Raw genomic sequence first — 22,947 nt, forward strand, 5'->3', positions numbered from 1 at the left:
ATGATGTTATTCATGTTAGAATATTCAAAAAATAAGAGGTGAAAAATGATAAAAATTCGAACTGCCACAATAAAAGATGCCACTCAATTATTAGAAATATACCGACCTTACGTCCTTAATACCAATATTACTTTTGAATACACAGTACCAACCATTGCCGATTTTACCCAAAGAATCAGTGGAACTTTACAGCAGTTTCCTTATTTAGTAGCTGTTGAAGAAGAAAAAATTGTTGGCTATGCTTATGCTCACTCCTACAAAGAAAGAGCGGCCTATGATTGGGCCGTGGAAGTGACTGTCTATGTGTCAGTAAAAGATCAGGCAAAAGGAACCGGAAAAATGTTGTATGATGCTTTAGAAAATGAATTGAAGAAACAAAACATTTTAGTTTTGACGGCTTGTATAACGGGTGGAAATGATAATAGTGTCACCTTTCACGAAAAATTTGGCTATCAAAAGGTTGCTGAATTTAAGAAAATCGGCTACAAATTTAATCAATGGCATGATGTCATTTGGATGCAAAAATTTTTAAAAGAACCAACAAACCAAGTCGAGGCAGTGATTCCTTATTCTGAACTGTAATAAATGATAAAGTTGCCACTGTATTCTCATGTAAAACATGTTGAATTGCCCTTTATTATTTTTCTGAAAGAGTGGTATCCTTACATCGTCAAGTAAATTGAGGAGGGCAAAAACAGACCATGAAGAAGAATGCGTTAAAATCGCAATCACCGGTCAAGACTAGCGACATTTTAATTGAAATGTTAGGTTTAGTTATATTGATCTCTTTAGCAGTCTATGCCGTTTCTACCGGGAAAATATTCTAAAGGAAGTTGGGGCTTTGGCCGTCAGCTTATTTTTGTTTTTTCCGAGAAAAAGCTTCAGTTAGGTCAAACTTACCTAGTTGAAGCTTTTTAATTTGATCCATGTTATAGTCAAGTAAAACGCTTGCACGTTTTTCACAGAGTAAAAATGAATTCTAAAATTTTTATCATAATTCTCCACTTTTTTTCCACATGCTAAAAAATTTTTTGTTATAAAAAGGAGTTTATATGTCACGAAAAGAAGATAGTTTGCAAACAAGAGAACGTTTGTTAATAGCTGCATTTAATAATTTTTATGAATTTGGTTTTCAAAGTCCTTCTTTGGAAAAGATTTCACGGTCAGCTTCAGTCAGTCGTGGAGCAGCTTATTGGCACTTTGAGAATAAAAGTCAAATATTTAAAGAAGTGATCAAAGAGGTATTAAGTAAAATTCAATTGGAAAAAGAAAAAATCATTCAAAATGACCAATGGGATTTTCAAGAAAAGACAGCTCGTTTGATTCATGTACCAACTAAACATCTCAAAAATTTTAAATTCCTGCAACAATCCATGCAAACCTTGGAAACAGAGGCTGAGTTTTCTGAAGTGTATCAAGAGATTCAAGCTTCTAAACTACGATTGTATCAATTTTTTGAAACAGGTTTATTGACAATTGGATGCGAAGCTTCTCAGGCCAGTGAGTTAGCCAGTCTTTTTTATACTTACTTTGAAGGAATGTATGTCTCTGGCATCCCTAAAGAAGTAAAACCGACCTATAAATTATCAGTCATTAATAATAATTTAGAAATTATTTTTTCTCAGTTGAAAAAAATTTTGTAGCTTGTTGAAGTTAAATTCGACAAGTTTTTTTTTTCACTTTATTGACAACGCTTTCAATTGCTTGTTAAACTAGGTTTGTAAACATACAACGATGTATGTCAAAAATGAAAGGAGCTTTTAAAATGACAATTGAAGAGATGGTTGCAAAAGCCCGAACAGCAATGGAGGAAATTGCTAAGTATGATCAAAAACAGGTGGATGATATGCTTTATACGATGTCAAAAGCAATTTTCGAACAAGCAGAACCTTTAGCAAAACTTGCAGTGGAAGAAACAAGGCTTGGTCGTTTCGATCACAAAATTGGAAAAAATCAAAATATGGCAACCAATATTTTTAGCTCATTAAAAAACAAACCATCAGTAGGTATCATCAGAGAAATACCAGAAGAAGGTCTGATTGAAATTGCACATCCAAGAGGGGTCATTGGCTCGGTAACTCCAACAACAAATCCAACTATCACACCGCTTGGTAATGGCTTAATGGCATTGAAAGGAAAAAATGCCATGATTGTTTCGCCACATCCTCGCTCAAAAAAGACAACGAAAAAAACAATCGACATTATGCGCGATGCATTAGAGAGCATAGGTGCACCAAGAGATTTGTTGCAAGTAATTGAAGAACCAAGTATTGAGTTGTCTCAAGAATTAATGAAAAATGTTGATTTAATTGTGGCAACTGGTGGGCCAGGTCTTGTTCGTTCTGCTTATTCTAGTGGCCATCCAGCCTATGGTGTTGGGCCTGGGAATGTTCAAGCAATTTTGGATGAGGATTTTGATGTGGCAGCAGCAGCAGAGTTAAGTGTTATTGGACGCTCATTTGATAATGGGATTGTCTGTGCTTGTCAGCAAAGTTTGATTTATCCAGCAGAAAAAGAAGCCGAAGTTTTTGCAGAATTAGGTAAAAATCAAGCAGCAGTCATTTCCGATCCAGCTGAGGTTGATCGTTTGAGAAAAGTTGTCTTTCCAGAAGGGGTAGCTAATCCAGAAATGATCGGTCAGGATCCTGATATTATTGCTAAAGCAGCTGATGTTTCATTACCTGAAGGTAGTCAAATTATTGCTGTGAAGGTCGAAGAAAATGGCAAAGCAGAATTGTTCTGTAAAGAAAAAATGGTTCCAGTTCTAGCATTGAAGAGCTATCAAAACTTTGAAGAAGCAGTTGGTTTTGCAAAAGAAAATCTAGAATTAGAGGGCGCCGGTCACTCAGCTGGTTTGTTTAGTCACAATAAAGAACATATGATTTATGTTGGTGAGGCATTGCCAGTGAGCCGATTAGTTATTAACCAACCAACAATTGATGCCGGCGGCTCACCTGCAAACGGCTTAAATCCAACTGTTTCATTAGGTTGTGGTTCATGGGGAAATAACATTATTTCAGAAAATTTATATTACAAACATTTAATTAATATTTCACGAATCGCAATGCCAATTGAAGCCAAAGATACAGGATCACCTTGGGATTAGGTGAGAAAATGGATAAATTTGAAAGTCTCTTAAAAAAATTTGACGTAAAACAAAAGGTCCGGATTGGCGTAGTTTGTCCCCATGATAAAGTCAGTATTCAAGCAGTTTTTAATCCTTTAGTAGTTGATTATGTCCAGCCAGTTTTAATCGGTAATAGTCAAATTATCACTGATTTATTAGCTACATTTGATTATCATGCAGAAGTTGTTCCTTCAGAAAGTGAGGAGACTAGTGCAGCTCTTGCAGTTCAATTAGTTAAAGAAGGAAAGTTAGACTGTTTAATGAAAGGACATTTAGCGACTCGCACTTTCTTAAAGGCGATTGTCAATAAAGAACTTGGAATTGCTGAACAACTACTGACTCATGTGGCAGTTAATGATATTCCCAATTACCATAAATTATTATTAACAACAGATGGTGGCATGGTCTTACAACCAACTAAAACCGAAAAAAGAACCTTGATTGCTCATGGTGTGAAAGTTATGCAAAAACTGGGCGTCAAAAAGCCGAAAGTTGGTTTATTGGCAGCTGCTGAAATTGTCAATCCGAAAATTACCTCCAGCGTTGAAGCACAAGAATTAGCAGCCGAATTTGCTGAAACAGCCGATTTTGAAATAGCTGGTCCGATTTCTTTTGATTTAGCAACCAATCGCGAAATTGCTGAAATTAAACACTACGAAAATCCAGTTGCGGGTGAAGCAGACGTGTTAGTTGGACCAGATATTACCACCATGAATGTTTTAGGAAAAAGTTTAACTGGCTTTTCGAAAGCTACCATGGCTGGAATTGTTATGGGGGCCAAAGTACCAATTGTCATGGTATCTCGTGGATCAAATGAAAAAGAGAAGGCTTATTCAATCTTAGTCGCTATGTACTGTAGTAAGGAGTGATCCTGTGAAAATTTTAGCTTTAAATCCAGGCTCTACCTCTACAAAGATTGCCTATTATGTTGATGGTGAAATTATTGAAGAGATGAGCATTGACCATCCGGTGGAAGAATTACAAGATTTTAAATATGTCAGTGATCAGCTTGATTATCGACGAAATCATATTTTGTCATTCTTAGCTGAGAAAAAAATTGATTTAACTCAATTAGATACAATTGTTGGACGCGGCGGTATTTTACCGCCAGTGACTGCTGGAGCTTATGAAGTTAATCAACCGATGTTAGATTACTTAACTAAGAAAACAAAAATTGATCATCCATCAAATTTAGGCGCCTTGCTGGCTTATGAATTAAAAGAGCAAGCCAACAAAAGAACAATTGCGATGATTTATGATCCTGTTTCAGTTGATGAATTTGATGACGTAGCACGTGTTTCTGGATTAAAAGGTGTACCGCGTAAAAGTATAGGTCATGCATTAAATATGCGGGCAGTTGCTATGAAGGTCGCACGAGAAGCTGGAATTGATTATCAAAATGGCAATTTTATTGTCGCCCATTTAGGCGGTGGGAATTCAGTCAGCATACACAGCCAAGGACGGATGATTGATTCAATTTCTGACGATGAAGGACCTTTTTCAACTGAAAGAACCGGTGGATTACCTTTAAAATATGTCTTTGATTTGTGTGAAACCCATAGTAAAAGTGAAATGCTCCGGTTATACAAAAGAGAAGGTGGTTTAAAATCATACGCTGGAACTAGCGATGCCAGAGAAATTGAAGCAGAAATTTCAGCCGGAAATCAAGAATTAGCGATTGTTTATGAGGCTTTTATTTATCAGATAGCCAAAGCGATAGGTAGTCTAGCAACAGTAACTGATGGGAAAATTGATCGAATTGCTTTAACAGGTGGTGTGTCCTACTCACAAAAAGTAGCGAGTGGTGTCAGTAAAAGAGTCCAGTTTATTGCTCCAGTAGTCATTGAAGCAGGAGAACATGAAATGATTGCTTTATCAAAAGGTGGGGAACGTGTCGTCTTAGGGGAAGAAGAATTACAACTATTTAATTATTGAAAGGAGCTTGTTCATGAAAGTCAAAGCAGCGGTCGTTAAAGAAAAAGGTGCCCCTTATGAAATTAGCGAGATTGAATTAGCTGAAGTGGGACAAACAGATGTGTTAGTCAAAATTGTAGCTAGTGGATTGTGTCGTTCTGACTATGGAGAAAGAAACGGCAATAGTATCGAATTTCCCAATGTTTTAGGTCATGAGGGTTCAGGCATTGTTGAGAGAGTCGGCGAAGCAGTTACTTCAGTTGAACCAGGTGATCATGTAATTTTATCTTATGCTTATTGTGGTGAATGCCGTCATTGTACAGACGGTCATCCTTCCAGTTGTGAAAAATGGTTCACAGTTAATAATATCGGAAAGAACCCTCGTGGAGAATATGTTTTACACACTGACGAGGGAGAAGCAGTTAATAATTTCTTTAATCAATCTTCCTTTGCTACTTATAGCTTAACGGATGAATCGAATATAGTAAAAGTATCAAAAGAAATTGATTTACGTTTATTAGGTCCTCTTGGATGCGGGCTAGGTACTGGTAGTGGTGCAGTTTTAAGAGTTTTGAATCCTTCTGTAGGTGAAGGAATTGCGATCTTTGGAACAGGTGCAGTTGGTTTTGCGGCAGTTATGGCGGCAAAAATCGCTGGTTGTTATCCGATTGTGGCAATTGATATCAATGATCAGCGTTTGGAAAAAGCCCAAGAATTGGGAGCAAGCCATATTTTAAACAGTAGTCAAGCAAATCCGCAAGACTTTATTATGGAATTGACTGAGGGTAAGGGCCTAGATTATGTGATTGATTCAACTGGTGTGCCACCAGTAATGACTCAAGCTTTACATTCGCTAGCAAACTCGGGTACCTTTGTACCTTTAGCGGTGACTAAAAAAGAATTTGAAGTGAATACTTTCTTTGATTTAGTTTTCGGAAATAAAAAAGTGCGAGGCGTTTTAATTGGCGATACGATTGCTAAGTATCATTTGCCAAACCTAATTGATTTTTATCAACGAGGAGAATTTCCTTTTGACCAATTTGTAAAATATTATGACTTTGAAGACATCAATCAAGCTGAAGCTGATTCATTAAGCGGTGAAGTGATTAAAGCAGTAGTTGTCATGGACAAAGCTTATCAACCACCTAGTTAGGAGGCTCGCTAATGAAAAAAGGAGATGTTATTTGGCTAGCAATCATGGCTAGTTTAATCTTATTATTTGTCATTCCCGCTACCCGAGCGGCGATTATGGCGCAAAGTGGTGCTCATCCTTACCTTGGTGGATTTATCCAATTTGGCATTTTAGCAACCATGGGTGATTTATTAGGCAAACGAATTGTGACAGGGAATTACCAACTTTCTAAAGAAGTTTTTTCCCGAGCGGTAGTCTGGGGTGTGATTGGTTTAATGGTCACTTTGGTTTTCCCAATCTTCATGGGAGGAGCCGGTTTAGCTCAAATGGAAGGCTTATTACCATTCTTCGAAGTACCATTAGCTCAAGCATTGTTTGGTTCATCAATCATGAATCTGACTTTCGCACCAGCAATGAATACTTTTCATCGTGTCTTGGATGTATTGATTGATAATCGAAGCCAAAACAAAACCAGCACTTTAAAAGGGATTGTTAAACAAATTGATTGGCCAAGCTTTGTGACTTTTAATTGGTTGAAAATAGGAATTTGTTTTTGGATTCCAGTTCATACGGTTGTCTTTCTATTACCTGAAAATGTTCGCGTAGTGGTAGCTGCCTTCAGCTCGATAGCTTTAGGGATTATTTTATCTTTTGCAGCTAAGAAAAGTAGTCAAATGAGTGATGATGACGGTGCAATTGCATAAATATTTAAGCAAGAATTTTCGGATTCTTGCTTTTTTTATTATTTAGCTTTAGTTCACACCACCTTGTTAATTAGTAGCCCAGCAAGAATTGATGGAAATACGGCAGAAATATTCAGAAAATTTATAAAATTCTCTTTACATTCAAAGGTAAATATGAGAATATCATGAACATATCATGTAAAAAGGGAGTGAATTTTATGAACGGAGTCGTATTATTGGTGTTTGCAATTATTTGTTTTCTAGCAGCTTATTTTGGGTATTCTCGTTGGTTAGAAAAGAAATGGGGCGTTGATCCGAAAGCTCAGACACCTGCTTATGCATTAGAAGACGGCGAAGACTATACGCCAGAACCAGCGTTTGTGGTATTTAGTCATCAGTTTTCTTCCATAACGGGGGCAGGTCCGGTGACTGGTCCGATTATCGCCGCGATGTTTGGTTGGGTACCAGCATTTTTATGGATTTTATTTGGCGGAATTTTCTTTGGCGCCGTTCATGATTTTGGTGCGATGTATGCATCAGTTAAAAATGAAGGTAAATCGATTGGACTAATTATTGAAAAGTATATTGGTAAAGTTGGTAAGCAATTATTCTTATTATTTTGTTGGCTTTTCTCTTTATTAGTTATTGCCGCCTTTGGGGATATCGTAGCAACAACATTTAACGGTTTAACACCGGATGTCGCACAATCAGTTAACAATGCGAATGCTTCAGCAGCTTCAATTTCAATGTTGTTTATTGTTGCGGCAGTAATCGTTGGCTTGATCATGAAACGGGTTCATCTTAGTGGTTGGAAAATGCATGTTTTTGGTATTGTGGTATTGTTAATTACTTTAGCAATCGGTATGAGTTTCCCAATCTTTGCAGATAAAAGCACATGGTTGTTGATTGTTTTTGCTTATTTATTTTTAGCTTCAGTCATGCCAATGTGGTTGTTAATGGCACCTCGTGATTTCCTAAGCACATATATGCTGTTAGGAATGATCATTGCTGCTGTATTAGGTTTGGTTATGCAAAATCCAACGATTGAATTGAATGCATTTAACGGATTTGCAATTTCCGATGCTAATGGCAATATGAACTACTTATTCCCGATTCTTTTTATTACTGTCGCTTGTGGAGCGGTATCTGGTTTCCATAGTTTGGTTTCTTCAGGAACGTCATCTAAACAAGTAAAAAATGAAAAAGATATGCGACCAATTAGTTATGGTTCTATGATGTGTGAATGTGTTTTAGCTGTCGTAGCATTAGTCGTAGCTGGTGCAGTAGCCAAAAATGGTCAATTACCTGAAGGTACACCATTTCAAATTTTCTCTGGTTCAGTTGCTGGCTTCTTAGCAAACTTTGGTTTACCAATCACAGTTGCTCAAGCGTTTATGACGATGTGTGTATCTGCCTTGGCATTGACTTCATTAGATTCAGTAGCAAGAATTGGTCGTATGAGTTTACAAGAATTCTTTATGAATACTGAAGGTGAAACCACTGGTATTGCTAAATTATTAACTAATAAATATGTGGCGACAATCGTAACTTTAGCAGCTGGTTTTGTGCTAGCTTTGGGTGGTTACAACAGCGTTTGGCCATTATTTGGTTCAGCCAATCAATTATTAGCCGCAATGGTAATGATCGCCGTAGCTGTTTATATGAAAACAGCTAAAAAATCTGGCGTGATGTTTTATATTCCGATGGCTATTATGTTAGCAGTGACTTTCACAGCATTAGGAATTTCGTTGTATCGTTTAGTTGCTAAAATGATGTCAGCGACACAATTCTTAATTACGATTCCTGCAGAAGCACAAGCGGGCCAATTTGTTTTATTATCTGATGGTTTGCAACTAGTGTTTGCATTATTACTATTAGGATTAGGTATCATGGTAGCGGTCAAATGTCTAAAAGCATTATTTGCAGTTGATACTAAAGAAAAAGTAAAAGATGTTGCACCAGAAGTAAAATAATTTTTCACTAGCTATCTCGATTGTATTCAGGTAGCTAGTTTTTTTGTGTTAAAATATTCTAAAATGGAATAGGAGAAAATAGATGGATTTCCAGAAGCTTCAATTATTTGTAGATTTGGCTGAAACGTTAAATTATAGTGACACTGCAGCCGAAAATTTCACTACTCAAAGCAATGTTTCAAAAAAAATTACTGCTTTGGAAAAAGAATTAGATAGTCAATTATTTGAGCGTAAGCATCATGTTCATTTGACTGAAGCTGGCGAACTCATTTTGCCCTTTGCCCAACAAATATTAAGAGATTATCAAGGCCTGCAACAGCAGTTAATTACTTTTAAGCAACAACAAGATTTATCCTTAATTATCCATGCTATTCCTACTATGCCCAACTATCAAGCATTTGCTAGCTTGACAACATTCTTAGTGAAAAATCCACAAATTCAGCTGCAATTACATGAAGCTGAAGCCGATGATCTGGCCTTACCCGCTGCCAATAATAGTCTGAGTTTCCTGCGATCACTGACATTAATTGAAGGAAATGAGTATTTATTGACAGAACAAGATCGATTAGTAGTGGTATTACCGGCAAAACATCCATTGGCTCAAGAAAAATCAATTCAACTAGGACAGTTAAAAAATGAGAATTTTTTATTTTTAGGAAACCATAAGGAAATTTATTATTCTGTGATTGAACTTTGCCAGCAAAATGGCTTTACACCTAAAATTGGTTATCAAGGAACCCGGATCGAATTAATCTTAAGTATGGTAAATCAAGGGATTGGTGTTGCTTTAGTGATGGAGAAAACGACTCAAACGAAACAATCTAATGAAATAAAAACTATCCCTATTGCACCAGAACAAAACAGTTATCTTTATTTCGAGAAGGGTCCAGAAGGAAATGAAGCAGTCCAAAAATTTTGGCAGTTTTTGAAAAAAGAATATTCCAATTTGGAATAGAAGATAAATAAGTCGAATTGAACTTTCTTCACTTGCCTCTTAAACTATAAACATAGAGAGCAAGAAAGAAGGTTTTTTGATGAGTGAATTATACGATCTACGAAAAGTATTAGCCGAATTAAAAGAAATGCCAGGACAATATCATGAAACGGATGAGCAAGTTGATCCTCATGCTGAATTAGCTGGTGTTTATCGCTATATTGGTGCAGGTGGAACGATTATGCGACCAACTCAAGAAGGCCCTGCCATGATGTTTAATAATGTTAAAGGATTTCCTGATACTCGAGTTTTGACAGGTATTTTAGCTAGTCGCAGACGGGTTGGAAAAATTTTTCATCATGATTATCAAACATTAGGTCGACTTTTAAAGGATTCTGTCCAAAATCCAGTCAAACCAGTAAAAGTTTCTCAGAAAGAAGCACCCGCTCAAGAAGTAATCCACTTAGCAACGGATGAGGATTTTGATATTCGCAAAATTTTAGCGGCACCAACTAATACGGAATATGATGCTGGGCCTTATATCACAATGGGGGTTGTTTACGGATCTGATCCCGATAAAACTATGAGTGATGTGACGATTCACCGGATGGTATTAGAAGATAAAGATACAATCGGTATGTACATTATGCCAGGAGGTCGGCATATTGGTCATTTCCAAAAACAATATGAAGCATTAAATAAACCAATGCCTGTAACGATTAATATTGGTTTGGATCCTGCTATTTCGATTGGGACAACTTTTGAGCCACCAACTACCCCACTTGGCTACAATGAATTATGGATTGCTGGAGCTTTACGAAACCAACCAGTTCAATTAGTTGATGGTGTCGCAGTGGATGAAGTCGGTTTGGCACGAGCGGAATTTGTGATTGAGGCAGAAATTTTACCCCACGAAACGATTCGTGAAGATATCAATACCAATACAGGTAAAGCGATGCCGGAATTTCCTGGTTATAATGGTGATGCGAATCCTGCCGTAAATGTGTTAAAAGTCAAAGCGATTACACATCGAAAAGACCGTCCAATCATGCAAACAACAATTGGTCCCAGTGAAGAACATGTATCGATGGCTGGGATTCCAACTGAAGCTAGCATTTTAGACTTGGTGGACAAAGCAATTCCGGGAAAAGTGGTCAATGTTTATAATCCACCAGCTGGTGGCGGTAAATTTATGACAATTCTACAAATTCATAAAGAAACTGATGCGGATGAAGGAATTCAAAGACAAGCAGCAATTTTAGCGTTATCTGCCTTTAAAGAACTGAAAACAGTAATTTTAGTTGATGATGATGTGGATATTTTTGATATGAATGATGTAATGTGGACTCTAAATACTCGGTTCCAAGGAGATCAAGACATTATCGTTTTACCCGGTATGAGAAATCATCCGTTAGACCCGTCTGAACGACCAGAGTATGATCCAAAATCGATTCGGGTAAGAGGAATGAGCTGTAAAACAATTTTAGATGGTACGGTACCTTTTGATTTGAAAGATCAATTTGAACGGGCACAATTTAAAGAAGTACCAGATTGGGAAAAATATTTGAAATAGGTGAGTAGGATGAAAAAAATTGTCGTGGGAATTACTGGTGCGTCAGGCACAGTTTATGCGGTAGATTTGTTAAGAAAACTGCAAGTTGACCCTGAAATTGAAACCCATGTGATCATCAGTAATTGGGCAAAAGAAAACTTAAAGTTAGAAACTGATTTGAAAATGTCAGATTTACGTGCCTTAGCTGATGTTGTCTATGACAACAATAATTTAGGGGCTGCAGTTGCCAGTGGTTCTTTTTTAACTGATGGGATGATCATCGTACCAGCTAGTATGAAAACTGTTGCTGGAATTTCAATTGGTTTTGGTGATAGCTTAATCGCTCGAGCCGCCGATGTAATTTTAAAAGAACAAAGAAAGCTTATTTTAGTGCCGCGAGAAACGCCATTAAATGCGATTCATTTAGAAAATCTGACTAAATTGGCGCAGCTAGGGGTGCAAATCATTCCACCAATTCCAGCTTTTTATAATCATCCAGAAACAATCGCTGACATCATTAATCATCAAACCATGAAGCTACTTGATGCATTAGGGATTGAAAATACCGGTAGAAGGTGGCAAGGATGAGAAAAAAATTTTCAGTCACACAGGCTGGTTATCAAATCAAGCTGACTGCAGAATTTATAGGCAATGATTTGTTATTGGTAATCACTGGCGGAGATACACCACATTTGGGAACGGTTTCGATTTTTAATGCAGAAGAGCAAGACGTTTTACGGTTTCCCAGTCATGATGGGCGATTTCATAAAGACGATTTGTTGGCAGAAAAGCTGATCGAAAATCTGACCGAACAACCAATTGGAAATATTGTGGTCACTAGCGGTGTGCATGTCAATCAAATTACAAAAGAGCAAATTATCGCCAGTTTTCAAATGATTGAAAAGCTAGCTGACCAATTGTCTGGCTGGCTTAAAAATAACCAACCCAATTTACCAGAAGCAGAATATTATCAATAGTAACAACCCACAACATCGTTCTCATTGTTGTGGGTTGTTTTTGGCCAGTTGAGTATACTTTTGAATAAAATCTGTTTTGGCATTTGTATAACCATCACGGTCATGTTCAAATTTTTGCCAAAGGGTTAGTTTCAATTTTTCATATTGTTTCGCAACAGTTGGATGAGTGTTTAGATAATCTTTAAAATAAAGTTCGTCATGATCACCTAAATAACGCAAATGAAGGTGAAAAACTTTTTCAGCAAAACCATTCTCGGTATAGCCTTTATTAAAAGACAATCTACTATCAGACTCAGACATTAGAAGATAGTTCGCTGAGAAGAGGGTCTCTTTTACGCTGATAATATTAGTTTTAGCAGGAATTTCAACTAATATATCAATAATTGGTTTGGCCCAAATCGTATCTATCGCGGTACTGCCGATGTGATTGATTTGAAGGCCGGAGATATTTTTTAAGGAATTTTTCAATAAATTTTTTTCAATTTGATACCAATCGTTCCATTGAGACTGGTGCTCTTGTAACTGAATAGGAAATAATTGCCATAATTCTGCTAAAGACATTTCTGCTAATGGTTTCGTCAAAAGATCCCTCTTTTCTATTGATATTCTTGGTAATAAAAAATTGCTAACTGAGTACGATCACGAACAGCAAGTTTGTCCAATAGCTGACTAATATAATTTCTAACGGTGCCTTCACTTAAAAAGAGTGCTTTAGCAATTTCCTTGTTATTTTTCCCGCGCGCAACTTCCAATAAGATTGCTTCTTCCCGTTCAGATAGTTGAAAGGTCGCTGCTTTTTTTTGAGGTTGTTGCTGTAGGACTTCAGATAATTTTCCTGCAATTTCTGAACCAAAAACGGATTGACCATTGTAAACAGCTTTAATTGCAGGTACGATGGCAGCCAAATTTTGTTTAATTAAATAACCTTTCACACCTAATGATAAAGCTTCGCGGATGTATTCATCATCTGAAAAAGTGGTTAATAATAAGATAATTGCGGCTGTGTCTTGTTGCAATATTTCTTTGGCAGCAGTAATACCAGTGCTATCGCCCATCCGAATATCGCTAAGCAGAACATCTGGTTTTTCTTTTAAGTATAAGGTCACTGCTTCTGAGGCGGATTGGCCAGTTGCAACTACTTTTATTTCACCGCTGGCTTCTAAAATAGTTTTTAGTGATTCGGTTACTAAGCGATCATCGTCAACTACCACTACACGTATCATAAATAAGGCTCCTTTTTCTTACTAAGTTTTTTTAAGAGTGCGGGAATCAGAATGTTTAGGTAAAATAATATTAATTTGAAAGCCTCTATCGGAGGCTTTAATGTGCAGCTGACCATTGATTCGTTCAATTCGTTGTCGCATGCTAGTTAAGCCAATTCCATCATTTAAAGCTAAATTGGGTCGACCGATTTTTCCATTATCAAGGATTTTCAAACGATAAAATGCTGGCAACTCATCAAAGACTAGCTGAACTTGTGTTGCTTGACTGTGTTTCATGACATTAGATAAGGCCTCTTTAATGACAGTTAAAATAACTTTTTCTTCGGTCTGTTCTAAGGAGCTAGGCACCTTGCCGATAATGTCTACCGTGCAAAAGTTAAAGTCTGCAAGCAGTAAATCTACGGATTTTTCCAAATTGAGTGAATCAGCGTGTAAGTCGTGAACACTTTTTCTGACGCTGTTCATTCCGGTATGAATTGTTTCTTCCAGCTTATTTAACAATTCTGTGATGACTTGATTGTTATTAATTGCTTTAATAGCTCCTAGTTGAATAATGGCACTCGAAAGTAAATGTCCGACATTATCATGAATATCTCTAGCAATCCGATTTCGTTCTTCTGCTATTTCTAAATCAAGAAAAGTTTCTCGACTGTCAATTAATTCCTCGTTTTTCTGTCTTAATAATTCTTGCTTTTCCCAGCTATCATCTTTTAATTGCAGTAATTCTCGGCTTAATTGCAAAAAATTTCTTTCACGCAAAGATAAGTATAATGTCAGAACAATTAAGCAAAATAATAATCCGCGCGTCTCCCAAGGCATCGGGACAACCAAGATCAATATGCCTGAACATAACGGCATCAGCCAATCGTATTTTTTCCTTTCGCACCAAACAATTCTTAAAGTGGCCGGTAGAAAAAAACTAAACTTCCAACTCATAATAACTGCAATAAAAATAAATACAAAAGAGTACCAATTGCTGATCTTATTGGTCATTAAGCGAGCTGGTGCCACCAATAAAATAGCTATTAATAAATACCAGATATTTTCAGGTTGAAATTGATCAGCAAATAGTAGAATTGAACCAATGATAAAAAGCCAAAGATATTCCAACCAATAAGTGTATTTTGTCATAAAAACTCCTTGAATGTGACAATTGTCATGTCGTCTTTAGCAGATTTTCACTTTTTTCACTGCTTTATTTCCATTATAGTCATGGTATTAAGAAAAAGAAAAGGAGTTTTCAAGATGAAAATGATTGAGATAGATAATTTAGTTAAGCGGTATGTCGATTTTTTAGCCATTAATCATTTAAATATGAACGTTGAAAAAGGGGATATTTTAGGATTATTAGGTCCTAACGGCAGTGGTAAATCGACCACGATCAATTGCATTTTATCGTTATTGTCTTATGACCGTGGTGAAATTAAAATATTTGGGGAAAAAATGGGACCAGAAAAATATGGTATTAAACAAAAAATTGGTGTCGTGCCGCAAGAGATTGCTGTTTTTGATGAATTAAATGTTCGTGACAATATTGATTATTATTGTGGCTTATACATTAATGATAAAACGATTCGTCGTCAGCATGTGGATGAAGTGATTGAGTTAGTTGGTTTAGAAGATTTTTGTAAATTCCTGCCGAAACAATTAAGTGGCGGTCTAAAACGAAGATTGAACATCGCTTGCGGAATTGTTCATAAACCAGAATTAATTTTCTTAGATGAACCAACTGTGGCTGTAGATCCACAAAGTCGGAATAAAATTTTAGAAAGCATCAAAGAATTGAATCGCCAAGGAGCAACAATTGTTTATACCACTCATTATATGGAAGAAGTCGAAATTTTGTGTAACCGAATTGTGATTATCGATCAAGGCCAAGTAATTGCTGAAGGTAGTAAAGAAGAGTTAAAAAATATGGTTCGTTCAAGTGAAAAAGTTGTGGTAGAGGTTCCTGAAATTCAACAACACCAACTGACTGAGCTGAGCAAATTACCTGGTATATTGGAGATTAGTTATGATGAATTACATCTGGTTGTTTATACCGAAGAGTTGAGAATTAGCATGTTACCTTTATTAAGTTATTTTGAAGCTCAGAATATTCCTTATGCTAATTTAATAACTGAAGAAGCGACATTAAACGATGTTTTCTTAGAAATAACTGGCAAAGAATTGCGGGATTAGGGAGGAAAAAAAGATGTTTTTACGTTTAATTATTTATCGGATTAAAGTTTTATTGAAAAATCGAGTATTGCTTTTTTGGACCTTTGCTTTTCCAGTTGTTTTAGGTTTGCTATTTAATTTCGCTTTTAGTGGTCTAGATGATCAAGGGCAATTGGAAACGACGAAGATCGGAATTGTTTCATCTGATGCAGAAAAAACTGAAAATTTCGAAACAGTTTTATATAGCTTGGAAAATGATGGAAAGCCGGTTTATCAAGGTAAACAGATGAGCAAAAAACAAGCAGTCACACAGCTTTCTGATGAAAAAATTGCTGGTTATTATGAAATAACACCAACGGATATTTCTTTAGCAGTCAGCCAAAGCGGCATTCCACAAACCATCATGGAAGAATTTTTAAATCAATATCTTCAACAAACGACTGAGATTGAAAATTTAATTGCTAGTGGTTCCGTCAATCCACAAGCTATTTCAGAAGATTTATTTGCTTCAACAAATTATGTCGCTGAAGGCCATCAAGCCAGTAGTTATAGCGTGAAATCGTTTTACTTTTTCACCTTGGTAGCGATGGCGATTATGTATAGTTTCATGTGGGGGTTGAAAAATGCCAACGACCAGCAAGCCAATCAATCAGCAAATGGCATGCGGCTATCGTTACTGCCGAAGAATAAACTAACGGTTGCGATAGCGAATTTATTAGCCAGCTTCGTTTTATTTTACAGTCAAAGCATGATTATCTTAGCGATTTTCCACTTTGTCTACCAAGTTGATTTTGGCAATCGTTGGGGCTGGATTTTACTGATTTACGGCGTCGCATCTTTAGCGACACTTTCCTTAGGGACTTTAATAGGAAATGCGTTGCCGAAATTAGGTTTACAGCAAAAAATATCGATTGGTGTAGGGCTCAGTATGGCTATGAGTTTCTTTGCAGGTATGATGGGTTCTCAATCGTTAAAATATTGGATCGATGTCAATTTACCGTTATTAGGCAAATTAAATCTCGTCAACTTGATTAGTGATAGTTTATATCAATTATTTTACTATCAATCACTTAATACTTTTTATATCAATCTGGCTTGGTTAGTCGGTTTTACTATTGTCTTTATGCTATTAAATTATTTCTTTGAAAGAAGGGTGCAATATGACCATCTATAATGCGATTATTCAAATTATTAAAAAAAACAAAGGGGTGCTTTTATTAGGATTGCTAATCACAGTGGTCATTACTTTCTTCTATGCCGGACAATTAAAAGAAGAGCAATCTGATTTAACTGGAGCTAAGATTGTGATTTTAAATCAAGATAACTCTGAAATTAGTCAAAGTTTAGTCACACAGCTGACCCAGCGCAATCAGCAAATTCAGCTGAAAGACACTAGCCAAAAAGGTTTGGATGATGCTTTGTATTTTGAGAGAGTCGACTATATTTTGACGATTCCTAAAAATTTCGGGTCAGATTTATGGGCAGGAAAAAAAGTAACCGTCGATAGCCAAACAAAACCTGGTACCTTTTCTAAAACTTTGGTGGATTCGAATATCAACAGTTTTCTAAATACATTTGAAACTTACCGCTCACAAATGGCTGGAAGTGATCAGGCCGACATTCTAGCTTTAACTAATGACACTTTGGTTCAAAAAGGAACAGTGAAATTTGATCAGACTTATCAGCAGAAAAAACGCCAAGGCTTAGTGGGAAATATTTTCAATTTATTGGCTTACGGTTTATTTAGTACTATATTTAGTGGCTATGCAGTGATTAATTTAGCCTTTAATCGTAAAGAAATTCGTGATCGAAATAGCTGTTCACCAATATCTCGTAGAAAACTAAGTCGTCGAATCTCAACTGCTAGCTTGGTATATTCAATGGTTTGTTTTCTGATTTTCATGGTGTATATGGTGATTGTGACGGAAAGTGGATGGGATGTAATCACCGGATACTTTATTTTAAACAGTTTAATATTCCTATCTGTTATGGTGAGCTTTTCTATTTTAGTCACTAGTATCATGAAAAATAGTGAATCGATTGCCGGAATTAACAATGTATTTATTATGGGAAGCTGCTTTATTGGAGGGATTTTTGTTCCAAGCGAAATTCTACCTGATTTTGTCTCAAAAATTGCTGCTTTTACTCCGACTTATTGGTTTGCTCAGAATAATCTCTTGTTAGGAAAAACAGTCGTCTTTAATCAAGCATTTAAAGAACAATTTCTTCAGCAATCTCTCATTTTATGTGCTTTCACAGCTGTCTTTTTAGTCATTCATCTTATTAGTATGAAAGAAAAAGGTGGATTAAAAATATTCGGGAAAAAATCAACCGTCTCTTTAGAATCATAAACCCAGCCTCCTCACAAAAGAGGAGGTTTTTGTGAATTTAGAAAAAAAGTCTAGTCGAAAAAAATAGTCTCTTGAAAATTCAAAATCAACAACTTAAGAGAATAAATTTTGATCATCAAACAAAAAAATACCAAATATAGCAGTTTTTTTACTTGTTTTAGGCTAAAATAAAAGCTAACTTAGGAGGTTATAAAATGATTGAACTAAAAAATGTCACCAAGAAATATGAAAATAAAACTGCATTAGACCATTTAAACTTAGAAATACCAGCGGGGAAAATTTACGGTTTTCTCGGTCATAATGGTGCAGGGAAAAGTACAACAATTAAAAGTTTGGTTTCAATTATTGAGCCAACAAGCGGAGAAATATATTTTGATGGCAAGCTTTTACCAGAAAACCGTTTAGATATCAAACGAAAAATTGCTTATGTACCAGATTCACCAGATTTATTTTTACAATTAACTGCTAATGAATATTGGGATTTAATAGCGGCTGCTTATGAAATTACCGATACTTCATCTTTGGCAGAATTAATGGCTTTGTTTGATATGACGGGTCATCAAAATGAAACCATCGAGAGCTTCTCTCACGGAATGCGCCAAAAAACAGTCATTATTGGTGCTCTTTTAGCGGATCCAGCGATTTGGATTTTAGATGAACCAATGCAAGGTTTAGATCCTCAAGCGGCTTTTGATTTAAAAGGGATGATCAAGAAACATGCGGAAAAGGGCAATACCGTCATTTTTTCTACTCATAATTTAGATACGGCGCAACAATTGTGTGATGAATTGGCGATTTTAAAAAAAGGTGAGCTGATTTATAACGGAACCGTAAAAAATTTATTAGATCAGCATCCTAATGAAAGCTTGGAAACAATTTATTTAGGAATGGCTGGACGGGAGGCGACGGATGAATAGACGTTTAATCCAAAAATTAGTCGGCATCAATATTCTGTACACCAATCCTAAAGCCACCAAACAAGCTCGAGACAAGGGAAAAAAAGGTGCACAAGTTGTTAAAAGCCTGATGTGGGGATACATCATGTCTGGTGGGATTTTTTTAGTTGTTTATGGTCTGATGATGATTTTTATCGATTTTGCCAAAATGCCGGGAAATTTCACTTACTACATGGCTTTATTTGCATTAATCGGGTTTACACAAGGTTTATCGGCAATTTTTAATGTCTTCTTTGACAGCCGAGATTTAATGGACTATTTACCTCTGCCGATTTCCCAAGGAGCCATTTTCATTGCTAAATTTTTAGCCGTTGGTTTAACGATCGTGCCTTTTATTTTACCGTTACTGATTTTATTTTTCTTAGGTAGTCTAAATTCGTTACCGATTGTTTTAGCAGTTGTTTGGTCAATTCTTCTCTTTGTAATTTTCTTTTGCTTACTTTTTGGCATTTGTACTAGTTTAATCTTTGCATTTGCTAGAACAAAATTTTTCCAACAGCATAAAAAAACTTTGACCAGTTTAATGTTAGGTTTTTCGATGATTATTTCAGTGGCAGGGATCATCATGATTAATGCCACGAATTCTAGCAGCTCAATGACTGTAGCCGATCGTCCAGCATTGGCAATATTTATGCCCTTTTATTATGTAGCAGCAACACCGTTTTCTATGAATGGTTTATTATCAATTGCCGGAACCATAGTTGTTTTATTGCTTTTGTTTATCTTACTTAAGAAAATGGTTGTCCCAAGTTTGTATCAACAGATGAGCCAATCTGCAAATGACACACCTAGAAGTAGCCGTAAACATAAAAAACAAGGGAATCTAGTTCAAATTATTCGTAGCTATAATCTACAATTACTTAAAAATCCAAATTTGGTAATGCAAGTAATGAGTGCGACTTTGATTATGCCAGTGGTCTTTATTATTTCTTTTTCCTTGAATGGCGGTATCGCTTTTGACCAATTACCTAATTACTTCTTTGGTGTATTTTTTCTAGTCGGTTTATTTTTAGCAGCCATGATGACCACTCAAAGTTCTTTTGTAGCCAATATGATTTCATTGGATCGAGAGAATTTTTTATTTATCGCTTCATTACCAATTTCATTAAAAGGATATTTAAAAGAAAAATTTCGCTTAGGATTGTTTTTACAGTGTTTAATGGTAGGATTAGTGACGATTTTAAGTGGTGTTGTTTTTAAATTAACTTTTGTATTAATTGTATCAACACTGGTTGGCGGTCTTTTAGGGAGTTATTTACTCTCATTAAGTGCCTTTGCCGGTGATTATCGACATTTAAATTTAAGTTGGAACAATATCAGCCAATTATTTAGTCGTGGTGGTGGTAGTTTTCGCTTGATGTTCCGGTTATTTGGAACGATGTTCGCTGCGATTATTGTCGTTGCTCTTTATACCATGATTATGATTTTTACCAATGGCTTAATGATAGTCAACCTGCTTTTATTTTTAGTGGTGGCAGCTATCTCTGCTTTTTGGATTTGGCGGAATCAAAAAAACTTTTGGCAACGATTGTCAAATTAATTATATTAGCTAGCCTTTTGCTTGAGGCTAGCTTTATTTTTTCGTTGATTTTCAATCACTTCTTTGGCATAATTACGTAGTTTTTCTTCAATTACTGTTTCGCATTTTCCAGGCAAAACAGCAATGTTTCTAATCTTGCTAGTGGAAAATAAGCCTCTTTGAATTGATGCGCTGCCAATTACTTGATCATGATAAGTGGCGATAATCGTCAAGTATTTTTGTTCTTTAAAATAGTCTATTTTATCCTCTAAAACATTCTTCCGTAAATGAATGCCTTCAAAGTATTCTTTACTCATAGGTGTCGTTAAATGTAATTGAATCATCGAACCCCTCCTTATTAATGAAATAAATGTACACCTTAAAGTCCACTTTAAGTCAACTATAAAGTTTAATTAGCACTTATTTTCGTGATAATTATATGGCGAATTTATTAAATAACGATGGTGGATTGATAATTTTTTTTGTCCAATAAAAACATGACTACAGAATTGTTCTTTGCAAGATCAATTATTTTTAATTACTTATGTGAAAAAATATTGTACTTTTTTAAGATTTACTTGAGATATTTTGGTGAAATCGCCATCAATTTTCTGCAAAAAATAGAAAATTCTGACAAAAGAACTCAGGAAATAACAGCGATAGAAAAACTAGATACAACTATATTAAATTTTAATTAATTTATGGTGTCAAAACGAAATGATTTTAATTCATTTTTTTTTGTTATTATAAATGTCTCGATTTAGGATTTTTGACTTTAATATTCCTTGATTTGAAAACAAAAACGACTATAAATTCTACTTTTTTGGTTTTCAAAAAGTATTGCATTTTGTCTTTTTTAGGTGTAAATTTAACGTTGGGGGAATTTTACATAGTCATTTTTATATTTATTTGATTAATAACGAATAATTTTTTCCCAAATAAAATTAAGGAGTGATTTCATTGGATAAAGAAAAAGGCATGAAGCTGGGCGCCTTAGTCATGATGATTTTCACATCAGTTTTCGGGTTCGCTAATGGACCGGTAGCTTACTACTTGATGGGTTATGGATCGATCGTGTTCTACGTAGCTGCAGCAATTCTGTTCTTTATTCCATTCGCTTTAATGATGGCTGAATTTGGTTCATCAATTAAAGGCGAGAACACTGGGATGTACAAATGGTTAGAAGTGAGTGTTGGACCACGTTTCGCATTTATCGGAACATTTATGTGGTTTGCTTCTTATGTTGTATGGATGGTATCAACTTCATCAAAAGTATGGATTCCATTTACAACAACATTTGCCGGTAGTGACCAAACACAAAAATTAGCTATCTTTGGCTTAAACTCAACTCAAGTAGTGGGATTATTAGCTTGTTTATGGATGGTTATTGTAACTTTAGTCTCTATTAAAGGGGTTAAAGGTATCGTTAAGGTAACTAGTTTAGGTGGTTTAGCGGTAACAAGTTTGAATGTTGTGTTAATCGTAATTTCAGGTATTATTTTAGTTGCTAATAAAGGGCAATTGGCACAACCTTTCACAAACATCATGCATTCACATATTCCTAGTTACCAAGGTGGTACAGGGATGTTAAGTTTCGCGGTGTTCGCAATTTTCGCCTTTGGTGGGATTGAAGCAGTTGGGGGTATGGTTGATAAAACGCGTAACCCTGAGAAAACTTTTCCTAAAGCGGTTGTATTTTCTGCCTTAGTTATTTCAATTGGTTACGCTCTTGCAATCTTCTTATGGGGTGTAAGTGCAAACTGGAATGATGCCTTATCAGGTGATACAACAAACTTAGGAAATATCACTTATGTCATGATGAACAACTTAGGTTACACATTTGGTGATGCAATTGGCATGAGCCATAGTGCTGCTATGAGTATTGGTAACTGGTTTGCTCGTTATGCTGGTTTAGGGATGTTCTTATCATACAGTGGAGCCTTCTTTACTTTGACGTATTCACCATTAAAAACTTTAATCATGGGTACACCAAAAGAAATGTGGCCTAAAAAATTTACTGTATTAAATGACAATGGTATGCCATCTGTTGCAATGTGGACACAATGTGCGTTAGTTGTTGGCATTATCTTAATCGCATCATTTGCGACGCCAGATCCATCAGCTTTCTATAACATTTTGACTTTAATGGCTAACGTTTCAATGACCTTACCATATCTATTCTTGATTTATGCATTCCCTAAATTCAAGAAAAAAGATGGTTTGGATCGTCCATTCGAAGTTTATAAAAATCAAAGTATGACTGTTTTAATAGCCGTAGTAATCTTTGTTTTAGTATTGGGTGCGAATATCTTTACAATCTTCCAACCAATCATCGAAGGTGCTGGTGTGCGTGATACATTATGGATGATCGCTGGTCCTGTAGGATTCTCAGCCTTAGCAATTATCTTGTATCAAATTTACGCTAACAAAACAAATAAAGCTTAGT

The 22,947-nt window shown here is 35.8% G+C and carries 23 protein-coding genes; 19 read left to right on the forward strand and 4 right to left on the reverse strand.

Annotated elements, in window-relative coordinates:
* Positions 1-48 precede the first annotated feature (48 nt).
* The 13 genes from KUA55_RS08610 to lpdD all read left to right on the forward strand — a co-directional run bounded on the left by KUA55_RS08610 (position 49) and on the right by lpdD (position 12,292).
* The gene (locus tag KUA55_RS08610) at positions 49-582 is read left to right on the forward strand and encodes a GNAT family N-acetyltransferase (protein ID WP_218326153.1); all 534 of its coding nucleotides are present in this window, start codon (positions 49-51) and stop codon (positions 580-582) included.
* A 119-nt stretch (positions 583-701) separates the two neighbouring features.
* Positions 702-827 carry a hypothetical protein gene (locus KUA55_RS18515; protein WP_281419018.1) on the forward strand — a complete coding sequence of 42 codons (126 nt, stop codon included), beginning with the start codon at positions 702-704 and terminating at the stop codon, positions 825-827.
* A gap of 225 nt (positions 828-1,052) precedes the next feature.
* Positions 1,053-1,643: a TetR/AcrR family transcriptional regulator gene (locus tag KUA55_RS08615; RefSeq protein WP_218325794.1), complete on the forward strand. Its 591-nt coding sequence runs from the start codon at positions 1,053-1,055 to the stop codon at positions 1,641-1,643.
* Between the two features lie 104 nt (positions 1,644-1,747).
* The gene (locus KUA55_RS08620) at positions 1,748-3,106 is read left to right on the forward strand and encodes an aldehyde dehydrogenase family protein (RefSeq protein WP_218325795.1); all 1,359 of its coding nucleotides are present in this window, start codon (positions 1,748-1,750) and stop codon (positions 3,104-3,106) included.
* Positions 3,107-3,114: 8 nt separating this feature from the next.
* Positions 3,115-3,996: a phosphate acyltransferase gene (locus KUA55_RS08625; RefSeq protein ID WP_218325796.1), complete on the forward strand. Its 882-nt coding sequence runs from the start codon at positions 3,115-3,117 to the stop codon at positions 3,994-3,996.
* Positions 3,997-4,000: 4 nt separating this feature from the next.
* Positions 4,001-5,062 carry a butyrate kinase gene (gene buk / locus KUA55_RS08630; RefSeq protein WP_218325797.1) on the forward strand — a complete coding sequence of 354 codons (1,062 nt, stop codon included), beginning with the start codon at positions 4,001-4,003 and terminating at the stop codon, positions 5,060-5,062.
* Positions 5,063-5,075: 13 nt separating this feature from the next.
* Positions 5,076-6,194, forward strand: a complete 1,119-nt coding sequence (locus tag KUA55_RS08635) for an NAD(P)-dependent alcohol dehydrogenase (protein WP_218325798.1) — start codon at positions 5,076-5,078, stop codon at positions 6,192-6,194.
* Positions 6,195-6,205: 11 nt separating this feature from the next.
* Entirely contained in the window at positions 6,206-6,877 is a 672-nt protein-coding gene (locus KUA55_RS08640) for a hypothetical protein (protein WP_218325799.1), read from the forward strand.
* Between the two features lie 197 nt (positions 6,878-7,074).
* Positions 7,075-8,829 (forward strand): carbon starvation CstA family protein, encoded by a 1,755-nt coding sequence (locus tag KUA55_RS08645; protein WP_218325800.1) that lies wholly within the window; start codon positions 7,075-7,077, stop codon positions 8,827-8,829.
* 82 nt (positions 8,830-8,911) lie between these two features.
* The gene (locus KUA55_RS08650; RefSeq protein ID WP_218325801.1) at positions 8,912-9,784 is read left to right on the forward strand and encodes a LysR family transcriptional regulator; all 873 of its coding nucleotides are present in this window, start codon (positions 8,912-8,914) and stop codon (positions 9,782-9,784) included.
* Positions 9,785-9,863: 79 nt separating this feature from the next.
* Positions 9,864-11,336: a UbiD family decarboxylase gene (locus KUA55_RS08655; RefSeq protein ID WP_425514605.1), complete on the forward strand. Its 1,473-nt coding sequence runs from the start codon at positions 9,864-9,866 to the stop codon at positions 11,334-11,336.
* 9 nt (positions 11,337-11,345) lie between these two features.
* On the forward strand, positions 11,346-11,903 hold the full coding sequence (locus KUA55_RS08660; RefSeq protein WP_218325803.1) for a UbiX family flavin prenyltransferase: 558 nt from the start codon (positions 11,346-11,348) through the stop codon (positions 11,901-11,903).
* Positions 11,900-12,292: a prenylated flavin chaperone LpdD gene (gene lpdD, locus KUA55_RS08665; protein WP_218325804.1), complete on the forward strand. Its 393-nt coding sequence runs from the start codon at positions 11,900-11,902 to the stop codon at positions 12,290-12,292. The genes KUA55_RS08660 and lpdD overlap by 4 nt, the downstream gene beginning before the upstream one ends.
* A 21-nt stretch (positions 12,293-12,313) precedes the next feature.
* Here lpdD and KUA55_RS08670 read toward each other — a convergent pair whose 3' ends face one another.
* The 3 genes from KUA55_RS08670 to KUA55_RS08680 are packed head-to-tail and all read right to left on the reverse strand — an operon-like array spanning position 12,314 to position 14,646.
* Entirely contained in the window at positions 12,314-12,874 is a 561-nt protein-coding gene (locus tag KUA55_RS08670) for a GrpB family protein (protein WP_218325805.1), read from the reverse strand.
* 14 nt (positions 12,875-12,888) lie between these two features.
* Positions 12,889-13,515, reverse strand: a complete 627-nt coding sequence (locus KUA55_RS08675; protein ID WP_218325806.1) for a response regulator transcription factor — start codon at positions 13,513-13,515, stop codon at positions 12,889-12,891.
* Between the two features lie 21 nt (positions 13,516-13,536).
* The gene (locus tag KUA55_RS08680) at positions 13,537-14,646 is read right to left on the reverse strand and encodes a sensor histidine kinase (RefSeq protein WP_218325807.1); all 1,110 of its coding nucleotides are present in this window, start codon (positions 14,644-14,646) and stop codon (positions 13,537-13,539) included.
* 114 nt (positions 14,647-14,760) lie between these two features.
* Here KUA55_RS08680 and KUA55_RS08685 point away from each other — a divergent pair, with 114 nt between their 5' ends.
* The 5 genes from KUA55_RS08685 (at position 14,761) to KUA55_RS08705 (ending at position 20,522) form a co-directional block, all read left to right on the forward strand.
* Complete coding sequence (locus KUA55_RS08685) at positions 14,761-15,696, forward strand: ABC transporter ATP-binding protein (RefSeq protein WP_218325808.1); 936 nt, start codon at positions 14,761-14,763, stop codon at positions 15,694-15,696.
* A gap of 13 nt (positions 15,697-15,709) precedes the next feature.
* Positions 15,710-16,849 (forward strand): ABC transporter permease, encoded by a 1,140-nt coding sequence (locus tag KUA55_RS08690; RefSeq protein ID WP_218325809.1) that lies wholly within the window; start codon positions 15,710-15,712, stop codon positions 16,847-16,849.
* Positions 16,836-18,026: an ABC transporter permease gene (locus KUA55_RS08695; RefSeq protein ID WP_218325810.1), complete on the forward strand. Its 1,191-nt coding sequence runs from the start codon at positions 16,836-16,838 to the stop codon at positions 18,024-18,026. The genes KUA55_RS08690 and KUA55_RS08695 overlap by 14 nt, the downstream gene beginning before the upstream one ends.
* A gap of 194 nt (positions 18,027-18,220) precedes the next feature.
* Complete coding sequence (locus tag KUA55_RS08700; protein WP_218325811.1) at positions 18,221-18,943, forward strand: ABC transporter ATP-binding protein; 723 nt, start codon at positions 18,221-18,223, stop codon at positions 18,941-18,943.
* Positions 18,936-20,522: an ABC transporter gene (locus KUA55_RS08705; RefSeq protein WP_218325812.1), complete on the forward strand. Its 1,587-nt coding sequence runs from the start codon at positions 18,936-18,938 to the stop codon at positions 20,520-20,522. The genes KUA55_RS08700 and KUA55_RS08705 overlap by 8 nt, the downstream gene beginning before the upstream one ends.
* Before the next feature lie 5 nt (positions 20,523-20,527).
* Here the strand turns inward: KUA55_RS08705 and KUA55_RS08710 are convergent, their stop codons facing one another.
* The gene (locus tag KUA55_RS08710) at positions 20,528-20,845 is read right to left on the reverse strand and encodes a hypothetical protein (protein WP_218325813.1); all 318 of its coding nucleotides are present in this window, start codon (positions 20,843-20,845) and stop codon (positions 20,528-20,530) included.
* A 607-nt stretch (positions 20,846-21,452) separates the two neighbouring features.
* Here KUA55_RS08710 and yjeM point away from each other — a divergent pair.
* A complete protein-coding gene (gene yjeM, locus KUA55_RS08715; protein ID WP_343214711.1) occupies positions 21,453-22,946 on the forward strand; it encodes a glutamate/gamma-aminobutyrate family transporter YjeM in 1,494 nt (497 codons plus the stop codon).
* Position 22,947 lies beyond the last annotated feature (1 nt).

Origin of the sequence: Enterococcus alishanensis (genome assembly GCF_019218635.1) — a bacterium.
Taxonomy (GTDB): Bacteria; Bacillota; Bacilli; order Lactobacillales; family Enterococcaceae; genus Enterococcus_A; species Enterococcus_A alishanensis.